At 71.5% G+C, this 15,162-nt stretch carries 13 protein-coding genes; 4 read left to right on the forward strand and 9 right to left on the reverse strand.

Annotated features, from left to right (window positions below; translation table 11 throughout):
- Position 1: 1 nt before the first annotated feature.
- The 3 genes from ACIA47_RS30665 to pnuC form a co-directional block, all read right to left on the reverse strand.
- Positions 2–1,000 (reverse strand): TerC family protein, encoded by a 999-nt coding sequence (locus tag ACIA47_RS30665; RefSeq protein WP_203124516.1) that lies wholly within the window; start codon positions 998–1,000, stop codon positions 2–4.
- 314 nt (positions 1,001–1,314) lie between these two features.
- Positions 1,315–2,424, reverse strand: coding sequence for an AAA family ATPase (locus tag ACIA47_RS30670; RefSeq protein WP_396711778.1), 1,110 nt, complete (start codon positions 2,422–2,424; stop codon positions 1,315–1,317).
- Positions 2,421–3,077, reverse strand: a complete 657-nt coding sequence (pnuC, locus tag ACIA47_RS30675; protein WP_396711780.1) for a nicotinamide riboside transporter PnuC — start codon at positions 3,075–3,077, stop codon at positions 2,421–2,423. Before pnuC ends, ACIA47_RS30670 begins: the two co-directional genes overlap by 4 nt.
- Positions 3,078–3,194: 117 nt before the next feature.
- Between pnuC and ACIA47_RS30680 the strand changes: the two genes are divergently transcribed.
- Entirely contained in the window at positions 3,195–3,488 is a 294-nt protein-coding gene (locus ACIA47_RS30680) for an antibiotic biosynthesis monooxygenase family protein (RefSeq protein WP_396711782.1), read from the forward strand.
- Positions 3,489–3,610: 122 nt separating this feature from the next.
- On the opposite strand, the gene ACIA47_RS30685 is transcribed toward ACIA47_RS30680, so the two are convergent.
- The 4 genes from ACIA47_RS30685 to uvrB all read right to left on the reverse strand — a co-directional run bounded on the left by ACIA47_RS30685 (position 3,611) and on the right by uvrB (position 8,152).
- Positions 3,611–4,468 (reverse strand): helix-turn-helix transcriptional regulator, encoded by an 858-nt coding sequence (locus ACIA47_RS30685; RefSeq protein WP_203124518.1) that lies wholly within the window; start codon positions 4,466–4,468, stop codon positions 3,611–3,613.
- Positions 4,469–4,662: 194 nt separating this feature from the next.
- Entirely contained in the window at positions 4,663–5,031 is a 369-nt protein-coding gene (locus ACIA47_RS30690) for a VOC family protein (protein ID WP_203124519.1), read from the reverse strand.
- A 121-nt stretch (positions 5,032–5,152) separates the two neighbouring features.
- Positions 5,153–5,962: a helix-turn-helix domain-containing protein gene (locus ACIA47_RS30695; protein WP_396711785.1), complete on the reverse strand. Its 810-nt coding sequence runs from the start codon at positions 5,960–5,962 to the stop codon at positions 5,153–5,155.
- An 81-nt stretch (positions 5,963–6,043) separates the two neighbouring features.
- Complete coding sequence (uvrB, locus tag ACIA47_RS30700; RefSeq protein ID WP_396711787.1) at positions 6,044–8,152, reverse strand: excinuclease ABC subunit UvrB; 2,109 nt, start codon at positions 8,150–8,152, stop codon at positions 6,044–6,046.
- Between the two features lie 206 nt (positions 8,153–8,358).
- Here uvrB and ACIA47_RS30705 point away from each other — a divergent pair, with 206 nt between their 5' ends.
- Complete coding sequence (locus tag ACIA47_RS30705) at positions 8,359–10,236, forward strand: hypothetical protein (protein WP_396711788.1); 1,878 nt, start codon at positions 8,359–8,361, stop codon at positions 10,234–10,236.
- A gap of 8 nt (positions 10,237–10,244) precedes the next feature.
- Here ACIA47_RS30705 and coaE read toward each other — a convergent pair whose 3' ends face one another.
- Entirely contained in the window at positions 10,245–11,426 is a 1,182-nt protein-coding gene (coaE, locus tag ACIA47_RS30710; protein WP_396711790.1) for a dephospho-CoA kinase, read from the reverse strand.
- 264 nt (positions 11,427–11,690) lie between these two features.
- Positions 11,691–13,202 carry a 30S ribosomal protein S1 gene (rpsA, locus tag ACIA47_RS30715; RefSeq protein ID WP_112582670.1) on the reverse strand — a complete coding sequence of 504 codons (1,512 nt, stop codon included), beginning with the start codon at positions 13,200–13,202 and terminating at the stop codon, positions 11,691–11,693.
- A 493-nt stretch (positions 13,203–13,695) separates the two neighbouring features.
- On the opposite strand from rpsA, the gene ACIA47_RS30720 reads away from it, so the two are divergent.
- Together ACIA47_RS30720 and ACIA47_RS30725 are read left to right on the forward strand one after the other, a co-directional pair.
- Positions 13,696–14,502, forward strand: coding sequence for a class I SAM-dependent methyltransferase (locus tag ACIA47_RS30720; protein ID WP_396711793.1), 807 nt, complete (start codon positions 13,696–13,698; stop codon positions 14,500–14,502).
- A 108-nt stretch (positions 14,503–14,610) separates the two neighbouring features.
- Positions 14,611–15,162, forward strand: a complete 552-nt coding sequence (locus ACIA47_RS30725; RefSeq protein ID WP_396711795.1) for a Uma2 family endonuclease — start codon at positions 14,611–14,613, stop codon at positions 15,160–15,162.

Below are 15,162 nucleotides of genomic sequence, written 5' to 3' on the forward strand. Positions count from 1 at the left end.
GTCAGCGTCGGGCGTCGGCCAACTCGCGACGCCGGTCCCGGGAGGACTTGATCAGGCTGGCGGCGGTGGCGATGCCCAGGGTGCCGATGATGACCAGCAGCGACAACCAGATCGGGATGTGCGGTGCCCAGCCGACGTGCTCGCCACCGTTGATGAACGGCAGGTTGTTGTCGGCCAGCGCCTCCAGCACCAGCTTGACCCCGATGAAGCCGAGCACGACGGCCAGGCCGTAGCTCAGGTAGATCAGCCGGTCCAGCAGGCCACCGAGCAGGAAGTAGAGCTGCCGGAGGCCCATCAGCGCGAAGACGTTCGCGGTGAAGACCAGGTACGGCTCCTGGGTGATGCCGAAGATCGCCGGGATCGAGTCCAACGCGAAGATCAGGTCGGTGGTGCCGATCGCGATCATCACGATCAGCATCGGGGTGAACAGCCGCCTGCCGGCCACGTGGGTGGTGAGCTTCGCGCCGTCGTAGTCCTTTGAGATCGGCAGCGCCTTGCGGCTCCACCGGATCAGCACGTTCTCGGAGAACTCGTCCTCGTCTGGCTCACCCTGCCGGGCCAGGTTCACGGCGGTGTAGATCAGGAACGCGCCGAAGATGTAGAAGACCCAGGAGAACTGGGTGATCAGCGCCGCACCGGCGGCGATGAACCCGCCGCGCATCACCAGCGCCAGCACGATGCCGACGAGCAGCACCTTCTGCTGATACTGCCGGGGCACCCCGAACCGAGCCATGATGATCACGAAGACGAAGAGGTTGTCCACCGAGAGGCTGTACTCGGTGAGCCAGCCGGTGTAGAACTGGCCGGCCGCGCTGGCTCCGGAGGTCAACCAGACACCGACGCCGAAGAGCAGGGCGAGACCGACGTAGAAGCCGACCCAGAGGCTCGACTCCCGCACACTCGGCTCGTGCGGGCGCCGACCGATGATCAACAGGTCGACGAGCAGGACCGCAGTCAGTGCGACAAGCGTCCCCGCCCACACCAATCCGGACACGTCCAACGTTTCATTCCTCCGGCAGACACGCGGCGTCGGGCACACCGTACGCCCCTGCGGGGGCCGGCGTGCCGCTGTCGCTCACTCTGGTGACTGTCGGAGGTCTCTTCCGCCGTCGCCCCGGTGCGGGGCGGCGACCTACGGGGCCGGGTCGGGCCGCCGTGGTTCCGGCGATCGACCGTGCTGACGACTCCGTTGCGGGGGAATACTCCCCTCCTCGGTGACCATTGTTGCCCACCACGCCCCGTGATCACACCCCGGGCACCCGGTGGCGCTGGACACCGTTCGACGTGTCACACCGACCAAGGCTTCCTAGGAGGCTAGTGCAGGTCTGGTGCGGCGATCGGGTCGGCGAGCGACCAGCCGGCACCGAGCAGGTCGTCGCAGGCCCGCACCGCCCGGGCCAACCGATCGGCGTGCGACCCGGCCAACTCCACCACCGGCACTCCGCACCCGGTCAGCTCGGCCCGGAAGCGCTCGGTCATCCAGGCCCGCAGGTGCTCACCGTCGCGCAGACCGTCATCGGTGAACGGCACCCCCTGGTGATCGGTGAGCAGATACAGGGCCGGCCGACGCGCCGCCGCCCGTACCTCCTCGGACGTGCTGCCCAGGTAGCGCTCCTCCCACAGCGCCGTCGCCCGCGCGTCGGTGTCGCAGACCAGCAGCGGCCCGCTCGTCCGGGCCGCCGCGTCCTCGGCCGCCTGCTGCTCGCGGACCACCGCTCGGAAGTCGTCCCGGCCCCAGGCGACGTCGAAGACGGTCGCCTCCGGCGTTCGTTCCCGCAGCCGGGCCAGCTTGCGAGCGGTCAACTCCCGGCCGTACTCCGGCACCCAGGAGGTGCCGTAGTGCCCGGCGAGCGCCGCCGCCATCGTCGTGGTCCCGGTCGACTCGGCCCCGACCACCACCACCCGCCGGACGAACCACGCCCGCACCGGCGGGCTCAGCCACCGCCAGTGACCCGCCGGGTCCGCGCGCACCGCCGTTCCGGACACCGGCACGGTCCGCCGGTCCGGATCCACCGACACGGGTACGGCGTGGAAGCGGCGCGCCAGCTCGGCGCCGTAACCCTCGGAGGAGAAGACCGCGTCCACCGACCCCGACCCGATCGCCTCGCGGAACACCGCGCAGTGCGCGTCCCAGACCGCCGGATCGGCGTAGTCCACCGGGTGGTCGTCGTACCGGCCGACGAAACGGACCCACGGCGTGTCCGCGTGCACCTCGCGCAGCCAGTCCAGGCGCAGCGGGAGCGGAATGGACTCCCGACGCGAGGGCGCCACGACGACTGTCACCTCGGCGCAGCGGGCGGCGGCAGCCCGGATCAGTGCGTGGTGGCCGGCGTGCGGTGGATAGAACTTGCCCACCACCATCCCGTGCCCGAACTCCGGGGTCCGGTGCTGTGCCGGTGGACGGTCGGGCAGTTGGGCGTTCACGCGGTGACCGGGGCCGGGCCGGGCGGGACCGCGCTCGGCCGGTCGGCCCGACGCAGGTCGGCGCGCCAGGCCCGCAACCCGAGTACGCACAGGGCGAGGAAGACCAGGTAGAGGACGGCCGTCAGGTGCAGCCCCTTGTACGCGTACAACGGGATGTAGATCAGGTCGGCGGAAATCCAGAGCCACCAACTCTCCACCCGCTTGCGGGTCTGCCCGTACGTGGCCAGCAGGGACAGCGCCGTGGTCAACGCGTCCGGCAGCGGCACTGTCGAGTCGGTGGCCCGGTCCAGCAGTACCCAGAGCGCGCCGGTGAGCAGCAGCCCGACGGCGGCCAGCGCCAGCCACTCCCGCCGCCCCGTTCGACTGACCGTGAGCCGGGTGCGCCGCTCGCCCCCGAACAGCCAGTGCCACCAGCCGTAGCAGCCGAGCGCGACGTAGACGACCTGGAGCCCGGCGTCGGCGTACAGCCCGGCGGTCCAGAACAGCACCATGAGCAGCAGCACGTTGGCGATGCCGATCGGCCAGTTGGCGATCTTCTGCCGGGCCACCAACCACACGTTGAGCACACCGGTCACGAACCCCAGCAGCTCCGCCCAGGTGGTGCCCGTACCGGCCACCCGAAACGCGGTGCCGGTGAGCCAGTCGATGATCACGAGGCCACCCTAGGGTCTGTGTCAACGCCCCCGGTCGAGCCGAGGAGGAGTCCAGGCAGTGGTCTGGCACAGACCCGCGACACCCACTGCCCCGACCGCCGTGGGAGGCTGTCCGACATGGTGCTTGAGGTCGCGCTGATCGACGTACTTCCCGGACACGAGGACGCTTTCGCCGCCGCGTACGCCGAGGGTCACCCGGTGCTCGCCGGAGCGACCGGCTGCCGGTCCGTGCGGATGACCCGAGGAATCGAGTCACCGACCCGCTTCGTGCTGCTCGTCGAATGGGACTCGGTCGAGGCGCACGAGAAGAACTTCCGGGCCACCGAACGGTTCGACGAGTGGCGGGCGCTGATCGGGCCGCACTTCGCGGGACCACCCGTGGTCGAACACTTCCTCGACGTACCGGCCTGAGCCGAGCTGTCGTACCCCACGGTTATCGTGCCGGGCGCACGCGCCGGCCGCCGGTCCCGACGGGCTCGGGGGCGCCGGGCCCGGTGGCCGCGCGGCGCGTCACCGTCGGCACCGGTCAACCGTTACTCGCCGACGCGGCGGGCCAGCATGGTGACCGTCTCCTCCGGTGACAGCGCCGCGGCCAGCAGCGCCGCTGTCATCCGCTCGTAGCGGTCCACGTCGAGCACTGTGGCCAACCGGACGTCGGTGGTCAACGCCTCGAGCATGACGGTGCGCGGGTCCGCCGGGTCGGGAAAGGCGTAGCAGGAATACGGTGTGAGCGGATGCAGCCCGCCACCGGCCGCTCCGCGTGGCAACAGTCGCACCGTGACGTGGGACAGGCCGGTCACCGCGACCAGATGACGCAGCTGTTCACGCCACACCGCCACCGGCAGGTCACCCGGGTCGCAGACGGCCTCGGCGAGCACCGCCGTGTAGCGCGGCGGGTAGGCACGCCGAAGCACCTCCTGCCGCAGTGCCCTCGCGCGTACCTCGGCCTCCACATCGACCTCCGGCGTGAGCTGGACGCCGGCGGTGACCAACACCCGGGCGTACGCGGGCGTCTGGAGCAGCCCCGGCACCACCGACGGCTGGTACTCGACGATGTCGGCGGCACCCGCCTCCAACTCGGCGTAGGTGCGCTGCCGTTCACTCATCTCGCCCAGCGTCTTCCACCAGCCTCGACTGGTCGCCGCGTCCCGGGCGATGACGATCAGCGCCTCCCGGGCGGGCGTGGGCACCTTGTAGATATCCAGCAGATCGAGCACGTCGGCGAGGTCCGGGCGACTCTGACCCAGCTCGATGCGGGACAGCTTCGACGTCGAGGCCCAGCCCAGCCGGTCGCAGACCTGCTCCAGGGTCAGCGACTCGCGCCGACGGAGTTGGCGCAATTCTGCGCCGAGACGTGCACGTCGAATGACAGGACTTGTTGGCAGCGGCATCCCGGCCTCCCCACCGAGGGAGACTACGCAGGACGATCACCCAGTGCAATAGCTCGCTCGCGCACCGCAATCAGGGCATTCGACGCCGCCGGCCGGCCGGGCCAGCCCGAACACACCGTTTCCGCAGGTCAGTGCGGTTTGAAGCCACTGAGGCTGGTCCCGGTCGGCCGCCCGTCCCCAGTCGGCGTGGCGGCTCAGGGTCGATAGGTGCCGAAGGACCACACGTTGCCGACCAGATCGCGGGCTGAATAGTCACGGGAGCCGTAGTCGGTGTCGAACGGCTCACGGATGATCTCGGCGCCGGCCGCGCGGGCCTGGGCGCAGTGAGCGTCGACGTCCGGCACGGCCACGTAGACCGACCAGTCGTCGTCGGCCGGACGGGGCGGGGCGTCGGCCCGAGCACCCAGCATGATCATGCCGGTGTCGAGGACCAGCTCGGCGTGCGCGACCGTACCGTCCGGCGCCTCGTGCACGGCATGCACCCGGAAACCGAAGGCGGCACCGAGCCAGTCGATCGCGGCGCGGGGATCGGGATAACGGAAGATCGGATAGATGGTTCGCATGACCCGATTCTGCGGCCGGCGGCGCGGCTCCGGATTGGACGAATGTGACCTCGGCGGGTCGCCGGCCCGGCTCCGGTCGGCTCGGCGGGTCGCCGGCCCGGCTCGGGTCGGCCGGCGCCTGTCAGCGGCCGGAGAGCAGCGCGGCCGGCGTGGCCCCCGCGAACTCGTGGAAGTCCCGGATCAGGTGGGACTGGTCGTAGTAGCCGCAGCCCGCCGCCACGGCGGCCCAGTCGACTCCCCGCCCGACCCCGCAGGCCTGGGTCGACGCGGCGTAAGCCTGCTGAAAGCGCAGCAGCCGGGCGGCCATCTTGGGCGGCAGCCCGACCTCCTGCCGGAACCGGGACGCGAGGTGCCGGCGGCTCCAGCCCAACTCGTCGGCGAGCACACCGACGCTCCCCCGCCCACCGCTGGCAGCCAGCCACCGCCACGCCCAGTCGAGCCGCGGGTCCACCGGCGGGGACGCCGCCAGCCGCGCGGCGAGCACCCGGTCGAGCAGGTCGAACCGTTCCGACCAGCCGGTGGCCTCGGCGAGCCGGCCGCGCAGCCGATCCAGCCAACGGCCCGGGAGCTGCCCGACGCCGACGGCCCGATTGGTCAGCTCGCTCAGAGGCAGACCGAGAAGCCGGCGGGCGGTCAGCGGGGCGAGCAGCAACTCGACGCCCTCCCCCACGCCCACCGTGCGCGTGGTGCACCAACTGTCGAAGGTGCCGGCCACGAACGAATCGACAGCGGTGACGCCGCGCTGCGCGCTACGCGGGTCGGTCACGTCCAGCGGAGCGCCCCAGCCCAGGATCAGCACCACGAAGACGCCCGCCGACTCCCGGCGGACCAGTGGCACGTCCGCCCCTTCCCGGTAGCCCACGTACCGGTCGACGAACGGACGCAGGCTGGCGTCGGGCACCCCGAGGACCATCTCGCCGATCGGCGCCACCGCCGTCAACCGTGCCCGCCCTTCGCGTGCCCCGGCCGGCCGGCCCCAGCGGTGTGCTGGGCGGGGCCGACCGGGTGGCCGTCACTTCACGCCGGCGGCGTCCATGCCGCGCAGCTCCTTCTTCAGGTCGGAGACCTCGTCGCGGATCCGGGCCGCCAACTCGAACTGAAGCTCGCGTGCGGCGGCCAACATCTGGTCGTTGAGCTCCTGGATGAGCTGGGCGAGGTCGGCGCGGGCCATCCCCTCCCGCGAGGTGGTGCTCGCGGCGGACCGGCCCCGGCTGCGGGTCTCCTTGACCGGTGCCTTGCCTCGGGAAAGCTGACGCACCGCGCCGCCGACCCGGGAGTTTTCGGTGTCCTCCGCCTCGCGGTAGATGTCGTCCAGGATGTCGTGGATCTTCTTACGCAGCGGCTCCGGGCTGATGCCGTGCGCCTCGTTGTGCGCGATCTGCTTGGCCCGACGCCGATCGGTCTCGTCGATCGCCGCCGCCATCGACGGGGTGATCTTGTCGGCGTACATGTGCACCTGGCCGGAGACGTTACGGGCGGCCCGCCCGATGGTCTGGATCAGCGACCGGCCGCTGCGCAGGAAGCCCTCCTTGTCGGCGTCGAGAATCGCCACCAGCGACACCTCGGGCAGGTCCAGACCTTCGCGGAGCAGGTTGATGCCGACGAGCACGTCGTAGTCGCCCTTGCGCAGCTCGCGCAGCAGCTCCACCCGGCGCAACGTGTCGACCTCCGAGTGCAGGTAGCGCACCCGGATGCCGTTCTCCAGGAGGTAGTCGGACAGGTCCTCGGCCATCTTCTTGGTCAGCGTGGTGACCAGCACCCGCTCGTCCCGGTCGGTCCGCAGCTTGATCTCGTGCATCAGGTCGTCGATCTGCCCCTTGGTCGGCTTGATCACGACCTCCGGGTCGACCAGACCGGTGGGTCGGATCACCTGCTCGACGAACTCGCCCTGGGCCTGCTCCATCTCCCAGGTGCCGGGGGTCGCGGAGAGGTAGACCATCTGGCCGACCCGCTCCAGGAACTCGTCGAAGCGCAGCGGCCGGTTGTCGGCCGCGCTGGGCAGCCGGAAGCCGTGGTCGATGAGCATCCGCTTGCGTGACGCGTCGCCCTCGTACATGCCGCCGATCTGCGGGATGGTCACGTGCGACTCGTCGACCACGGTGAGGAAGTCGTCGGGGAAGTAGTCGAGCAGGGCGTGCGGCGGGCTGCCGGGCAGCCGCCCGTCCATGTGCATCGAGTAGTTCTCGATGCCGGAGCAGAAGCCCACCTGCCGCATCATCTCGATGTCGTAGGTGGTGCGCATCCGCAGCCGCTGCGCCTCCAGCAGCTTGCCCTGCCGCTCCAGCTCGGCGAGGCGCTCGGCCAGCTCCACCTCGATGTCACGGATCGCCCGTTCCATCCGCTCCGGACCGGCCGCGTAGTGGGTGGCCGGGAAGATCACCAGTTGGTCGACCTCGCGGACCACATCACCTGTCAACGGGTTGAGGTAGTAGAGCTTCTCCACCTCGTCACCGAACAGCTCGATCCGGATCGCCAGCTCCTCGTACGCCGGGATGATCTCCAGCGTGTCGCCGCGGACCCGGAAGGTGCCCCGCTGGAAGGCCATGTCGTTGCGGGTGTACTGGATGTCGACGAGCCGGCGCAGCAACTGGTCGCGGTCGAGCTCCTGCCCGATCTGCACCTTCACCGCCCGGTTGAGGTACTCCTCCGGAGTGCCCAGGCCGTAGATCGCCGAGACGGTCGCCACCACGATCACGTCGCGGCGGGTGAGCAGCGACATCGTCGCCGAGTGCCGCAGCCGCTCCACCTCCTCGTTGATCGAGGAATCCTTCTCGATGTAGGTGTCGGTCTGCGGGATGTAGGCCTCGGGCTGGTAGTAGTCGTAGTACGAGACGAAGTATTCGACAGCGTTGTGCGGCAGCAGCTCGCTGAACTCCTTGGCCAGCTGCGCGCAGAGCGTCTTGTTCGGGGCGAGCACCAGGGTGGGGCGTTGCAGTCGCTCGATCAGCCACGCCGTGGTGGCGCTCTTGCCGGTGCCGGTCGCGCCTAGCAGCACGGTGTTGCGGTCGCCGCGCCGAACCCGACGCTCAAGCTCATCGATGGCCGCCGGTTGGTCGCCGGCCGGCTGAAACTCACTGACGACCTGGAAGCGGCTGTCCAGCCGGGGAATGTCGAGCGCCATGCCATCAACGGTACGCCGGAGGTCCGACAGGAACGGCCGTCACGCCAGGTACGTGATCAGCTTCAATATTCCCATTGTGTGGCCCATGTCACCGGGACTACCCTCTTCATGTAGGCCGCTCGCGGCGGCCGACCGGGCCGGTGGCCAGGCCAACATCAAGGCCGGTCACCCCCGGCACTGCGGTCGCAGCACCCGGCTCGTCCGGCGTGCGCACCCGTGTGGTCGCGCTCGAGGCGCAGACCGGCCGCCGCGAGCGCCCCTGCTCGTCACCCCGGTGCCTCCCCGCCCGTTTCATCTCCGTGGACACCTCTCCGACCCCGGCGCCCGACACCGCCCGCACCGCCACACCCCGGCCGGACGACCCGAGCACCGCCCGCAGCGGGCGGCACCGCACCGGCCCGGCCGGCAGCGCCTCGGCGGCCAGCCGGACCCCCGGCGACACCGGAGGTAGGCCCACGGCCGGCCAGACCAGCGGCGGCTCGCGCCGAGCCACCGCCGGCCGCAAGACCGACGACACGCGGCGGGCCGTCGCCGAGCGAAGCCTCGCCGGCAACCGCGGGTCCACCCGCCGCGACGACACCCCGGCCACCGCCGACACCACCGAGGCCGCCGACACCACCGGGCCGCCCTCGGCCGGCCGTCGTCGGCGTACGGTGCTGGTGTTGCTCGGTCTGACGGCGGTGACATCCGCGACGGCGCTGGTGCTCGGGCTGTTGAGCTGGGCGCCCGACCCGCCCGAGCCGGCCCGGCCACTGACCCTGGGGGAAGGCGAGCGGCTGGCCGCCGTGCGGGTCACCAACCTGCGGGACCTGCGCGCCGGCGTACGGGTCACGGCCGGCACCGGCGCCGCCCGCATCGAACTGGTCGGCTGGGTGGACTGGTCCCGGTCACTGCTCTACCTCGACGTGGGCGGGCCAGGAGCGGGTGCCGAACGCGGGCTGTTGCAGAAGAGCGGTCCGGTGCTGGTGATCCGGCCCGATCCGGCGGCGGTGCCCACGCCCGCCGCCCCACCACTGATGCCCCCGACGGACCGGTGGCGGCTGCATCGGCTGGCACCCGGGTCGCACCTGGCACCGGTGCTCGACCTGCTCCTCGATCTCGCCGCCGACCGCCCCGACACCACGACCCGGACGGCACCGGCCGACGGGGCGCGCTGGATCGCCCGGGAGACCGTCCCGGGCGGCCCACTGGACGTCATACAGGCACCACTGCCCACCGGCGCGCCAGCCGCCAGCACGGCGATCGGCACCCCCAGCGCCGCGACGCCCGCCCCGGACGGGCAGACCCGGTACTGGCTCGATCAGGACGCCCGGCTGCACAAGCTGGTGACCCTGCTGCCCGACGCCGGTCCGGTCACGGTGATCTTCAACCGAGCGGACCGGCCGACACTACGGCCGGTCGACCTACTCGGCGGCCGCCCCGGTCTGCCCCGCGCGCTGACCGACGCCGAGCAGCGTCGGCTCGACCGGCTGCCGGCCCGGCTTCGCGCCCACGGCGGTGCCACGGTGACGCTGACCGCGCCGATGGGCACGGACACGAACCTGCGGGGTGCCGGCTGGTTGAGCTGGACCGCGCGTACCGCGTACCTCGCGGTCGCCGACCTGGGCGTACCGGACCGCCGGACCCTGCTGCGCCGCGACGCCGCCGGTCTGGCCCGAGCGGACCTGCTGGCGGCCGATGCCGGCGGCGGCACCGCGGAGGCACCGGCCCGGCCGCCGCTGCCGCCCCCGGCCGCCGGATGGCGGGTCTCCCGGCCCGGCCGGGACGACCTGAGCGTGCTGGTCGACGCCGCAGTCGCCGCCGGGTCGGTCGGGCAGCGCGGCGCGGCCGTGCGGGTACGCGAGGACGTCACCGCCGGACGGACCGTGGACGTCATCGAATCGGGTCCGGCCGACGCACGGCTGCGTTACTGGATCGACCGGGACGGGTCGCTCCGCCGGCTCGAGTTGCAGACCGACGCCGACGCGTGGGCACACCTGGATCTCCAGCCCGCCGTCGTGCCCCGACTGGCTGCCAACCCTCGGCCCGCCACCCCTCGACCTTCGGCCCCTCGACCTTCGGCCCCTCGGCCCACTGCCCGCTGACCGATGCCTCAGGGGTGCCAGCCGGTCTGCTCGGCCCACCGCTCGGCACGCAGGTACTCCTCGTCGAACCACGGGTTGCCGGCCGTGCCGGAATCGCCGGCCTCCGGCGCCGCGTCGGCCAGGTCCCGCTTGAACATCAGGTACGCGGCCCGCTGATCCGGGTCGGCACGCAGGTGGTCGCGCATCAGCAGCGCGTACCGCCAGCCCGGCGAATCCGCCAACCGCACGTGCAGACGAACTGGGCGGGCCGGGTCCGCGCTGCCGTGCAGCCGCTTCTCCCACCGGCCCCGGCCGGCCGGGCGCGGGTCGTCCCACCACTGCCCCGGCACCCGTGGGAACCCGGCGTTCGCCAGCCGATCGGCCAACGGCCCGTCGGCGTCGGCGAGACTGGAGACCGCCACCTGCACGTCGATGACGTTCTGGGCGGCCAGGCCGGGCACCGCCGTCGAACCGATGTGATCGATCCGTAGGGCATCCGCGCCGAGCGCGTGCTGGATCCGGGCGGCCAGCCGCGCATACTGCTCCGGCCAACTCGCGTCGGCTCCGGCCAACTCGGCCGCATCCGGCGGGACCACCCGCCGCTGGCGCAGGTTGTCCTCATAGGGCACCAACCGCTGCTTCCAGAGCAGGTCGACGGCGTCGTGCAGCGCCGTCAGGCTCCCGTCGTTGGTCAGCACCACGTCCGCCGCCGCCCGACGACGGGCGTCGTCGGCCTGCGCGGCGATCCTCCGCTCGGCCTCCGCGCGACCCATCCCCCGGTCGCGCGCCAGCCGCTCCAGTCGGGTCGACACGGCCGTCTGCACCACGACCACCAGGTGGTACGTCGGCGCGAGACCCACCTCGACCAGCAGCGGTACGTCGTTGACGACTATCGCGTCGGGTGCCGCCGCGGCCGCCAGCTCCGCGGTGCGGGCCCGGACCCGGGGGTGGGTGATCGCCTCCAGCCGACGGCGGGCGGTCTCGTCGGCGAACACCACCGCTCCCAGTGCGGCACGGTCCAGTGTGCCGTCGGCGTCCACCACCGCGTCGGAGAAGGCGGCGACGATCTCGGCCAGCCCGTCCGTACCCGGCGCCACCACCTCCCGGGCCACCCGGTCGGCGTCGATCAGCACCGCGCCCCGCTCGACGAGCCGCGCGGCCACCGCGCTCTTGCCTGACCCGATCCCGCCGGTCAACCCCACCCTCAGCACCCGAACAGTCAACCGGATCGACAAGCCCGCCGCCAAACCCACCTACGGCCCGGCGACCTCCCAAACCACCCCACCTCGGGCCGCGACCGCCCCCGCGCCCACCGCGCCCGCCACAGCGCCCCGGCCGCCGGCGCGCCGCGCCCGCAACTCGCGCCCCGGGGCACGCCCCGCCCGCGGCTGACGCGGGGCACGGCGGGTACGGCGAGGGCCCCGCCCCCAGCGATCCGGAGATCGCGGGGACGGGGCCCGTCGTCGTTCAGCGGGTCACTTACCGCCGGCGAGCTTCTCCCGCAGTGCGGCGAGCGCCTCGTCGGTGGCCAGCGTGCCGGCCGGCTCCTCGGCCTGCCGGCTCGGGGCCGGGCTGGACGAGGAGGTGGTGCCACCGCCACCGCCGCCGCCAGCGGCCGGAACGGCCGGAGTCGGGTTGGCGGCAGCCTCGGCGTCGGCGGCCCGAGAGGTCTGCACCTGCTTGGTGTGGGCCTCCCAGCGCAGACGAGCCTCGGCGTACTGGTTCTCCCAGGTCTCGCGCTGCTTGTCGTACCCCTCGAGCCACTCGCCCGTCTCCGGGTCGAAGCCCTCGGGGTAGATGTAGTTGCCCTCGGTGTCGTACGTCGCGGCCATGCCGTAGAGGGTCGGGTCGAAGTGCTCCTCGCCCTCGACGAAGCCCTCGTTGGCCTGCTTGAGCGACAGCGAGATCCGGCGGCGCTCCAGGTCGATGTCGATGACCTTGACCATGACCTCGGAGCCAACCTGGACGACCTGCTCCGGGATCTCCACGTGGCGCTCGGCCAGCTCGGAGATGTGGACCAGGCCCTCGATGCCGTCGTCCACACGGACGAACGCACCGAACGGAACCAGCTTGGTGACCTTACCCGGCACGATCTGCTGGATCGCGTGGGTGCGGGCGAACTGGCGCCACGGGTCTTCCTGGGTCGCCTTCAGCGACAGCGAGACCCGCTCGCGGTCCAGGTCGACGTCCAGGACCTCGACCTCGACCTCCTGGCCCACCTCGACGACCTCGGACGGGTGGTCGATGTGCTTCCAGGACAGCTCGGAGACGTGCACCAGACCGTCGACGCCGCCCAGGTCCACGAAGGCGCCGAAGTTGACGATCGAGGACACGACGCCCTTGCGGACCTGGCCCTTCTGCAGCTTGTTGAGGAACTCGGTGCGCACCTCGGACTGCGTCTGCTCCAGCCAGGCCCGGCGGGACAGGACCACGTTGTTGCGGTTCTTGTCCAGCTCGATGATCTTGGCCTCGAGCTCCCGCCCGACGTACGGCTGCAGGTCGCGCACACGACGCATCTCGACCAGGGACGCGGGCAGGAAGCCGCGCAGCCCGATGTCGAGGATGAGGCCGCCCTTGACCACCTCGATGACCGAACCGCGGACGACGCCGTCCTCGTCCTTGATCTTCTCGATCGTGCCCCAGGCCCGCTCGTACTGCGCCCGCTTCTTGGAGAGGATCAGACGACCCTCCTTGTCCTCCTTCTGGAGGACCAGGGCCTCGATGTGGTCGCCAACCGTCACAACCTCGGCGGGGTCCACGTCGTGCTTGATCGACAACTCCCGAGAGGGGATGACACCCTCGGTCTTGTAGCCGATGTCGAGCAGGACCTCGTCCCGATCGACCTTGACGACGGTGCCTTCGACAATGTCGCCGTCGTTGAAGTACTTGATGGTCTCGTCGATCGCGGCGAGGAATGCCTCCTCGGAACCGAGATCGTCGTGGGTGACCCGGGTGGCGCTCGAGGGGGCCTCGATGCTGCTCGTCATGTGGGCGGTTGCTCCGGTCGGTGGGTTGTCACAGCAGGCTGGTGTGTCGCAGTGACCTGTTCGCGCCAGCGGATCCGTCGCCGGGCACACCGAACGATCGCCTAGTGAGATCATGATGTGGCTCCGTCGACCGCGCACCTGCTCCCTGCCGAGGCAACGCGATCCGCGAGCGCATCGTCTAGCCTACCGTGCGCATTACCACAGCGTGCAAGCCCTCCCGGGTTCTCTTCGTGCGATGACCTGCGAAAGCCGAACAATCGCCCGGAAAACACCCCTGCTGTCTCCTGCGTCACAGCAGCCCCTCACGCCCGCCGACGCGCACCACGTGCCGCGCTTGATCGACCCGGCTTCCCGGATGTCGGTGCGGGGCGCCGGCTCCGACACCGCTACCTCACCGAAGACGAGCCGATCAAGCCGGCCCCGCGAGGGGTCGCGCAGCTCGTGGACGCGCGCCGCCGTACCCAATGGGGTGGGTGGGGCCTAGCGTGAGCGCGTGGATGACGACAGCCGGGTTACCCGGCGCCGGGTGGGTGACGCCGAGGCCCGGCGCGCCAACCGCGGCTGGTGGGACACCGACGCCGACGACTACCAGGCCGAACACGGCGCGTTCCTCGGCGACGTGGACTTCGTGTGGTGCCCGGAGGGCCTGCGCGAGGCCGACGCCCGGCTGCTTGGCGACGTGTCGGGGCGAAGGGTGCTGGAGGTGGGCGCCGGCGCCGCGGCCGCCGCCCGCTGGCTCGCCACCCAGGGCGCCCGGCCGGTCGCCTTCGACCTGTCCGCCGGCATGTTGCGGCACGCCGCCGAGGCCGCCGACCGCACGGGGGTACGCGTACCGCTGGTGCAGGCCGACGCGCTCGCCCTGCCGTTCGCCGACCGGTCCTTCGACATCGCCTGCACCGCGTTCGGCGCGATCCCGTTCGTGGACGACTCGGCGGCGCTGCTCGCCGAGGTGCACCGGGTGCTGCGCCCGGGCGGCCGGTGGGTGTTCTCGGTGACCCACCCGATGCGGTGGATCTTCCTGGACGACCCCGGCGAGGGCGGCCTGACGGCGGTGCACTCGTACTTCGACCGCTCCCCGTACGTGGAGCAGGACGAGAGCGGCGTGGCCACCTACGTCGAGCAGCACCGCACCCTCGGCGACCGGATCCGCGAGCTGGTCGGCGCCGGGTTCCGGCTGCTGGACCTGGTGGAGCCGGAGTGGCCGGAGGGACACGAGGGGATCTGGGGGCAGTGGAGCCCGCTGCGCGGACGACTCTTCCCCGGCACCGCCATCTTCGTCACCGAGAAGCCCGCCGGGTGAGCGCGCCGCACCCGTTGTCCGAAGTGCGAGCCATCGATCGCCGGTAGGCTCGGCCCCATGAGGGCCGAGCCCATCCCGACATCACCTGGCCCCTGGTGTCCGGATCCGATGCGGCAGCAGCGTGCCGACTACACGCTGGAGGACCTGCTCGCCCTGCCGGACGACGCCCCCCGCGTCGAACTCGTCGACGGAGTTATCCAGGTGACACCCTCCCCCACCCTGGGCCATCAAGACATCTCGTTCCTCCTACGTCTGTGGCTCCATTCGCATGTGCCGGACCATCTGCGAGTCGCCCAAGCTGTCGGAGTAGGGCTCAGCCACAACACCAGCCGACGACCAGACGTGCTGCTCTGCCGGGCCGGGGTGCCGTCCAACCGGTCCCTCGTGCCGTCGGAGGACGTCGTACTCGCCGTGGAGATCGTTGCGCCGGGAACGCGACGGATCGACCGGTTCGCGAAGCCCGGGGAGTACGCCGCCGCCGGGATCCCGTTCTACTGGCGAATCGAACAGGATCCGGTGCACGTCTACGCGTACCGGATCGGCGACCATGTGGGGCCGGGCGGTGAGCGGCAGTACGAGCTGGTCGCCGACGGCGCCGACCTGATCGAGCTGGCCGAGCCGTTCGACATCAAGCTGCCGGTCGCTGAGATCACCCCGTAG

This window comes from Micromonospora sp. NPDC051227 (genome assembly GCF_044455385.1).
In the GTDB taxonomy this organism is placed as follows: Bacteria; Actinomycetota; Actinomycetes; order Mycobacteriales; family Micromonosporaceae; genus Micromonospora.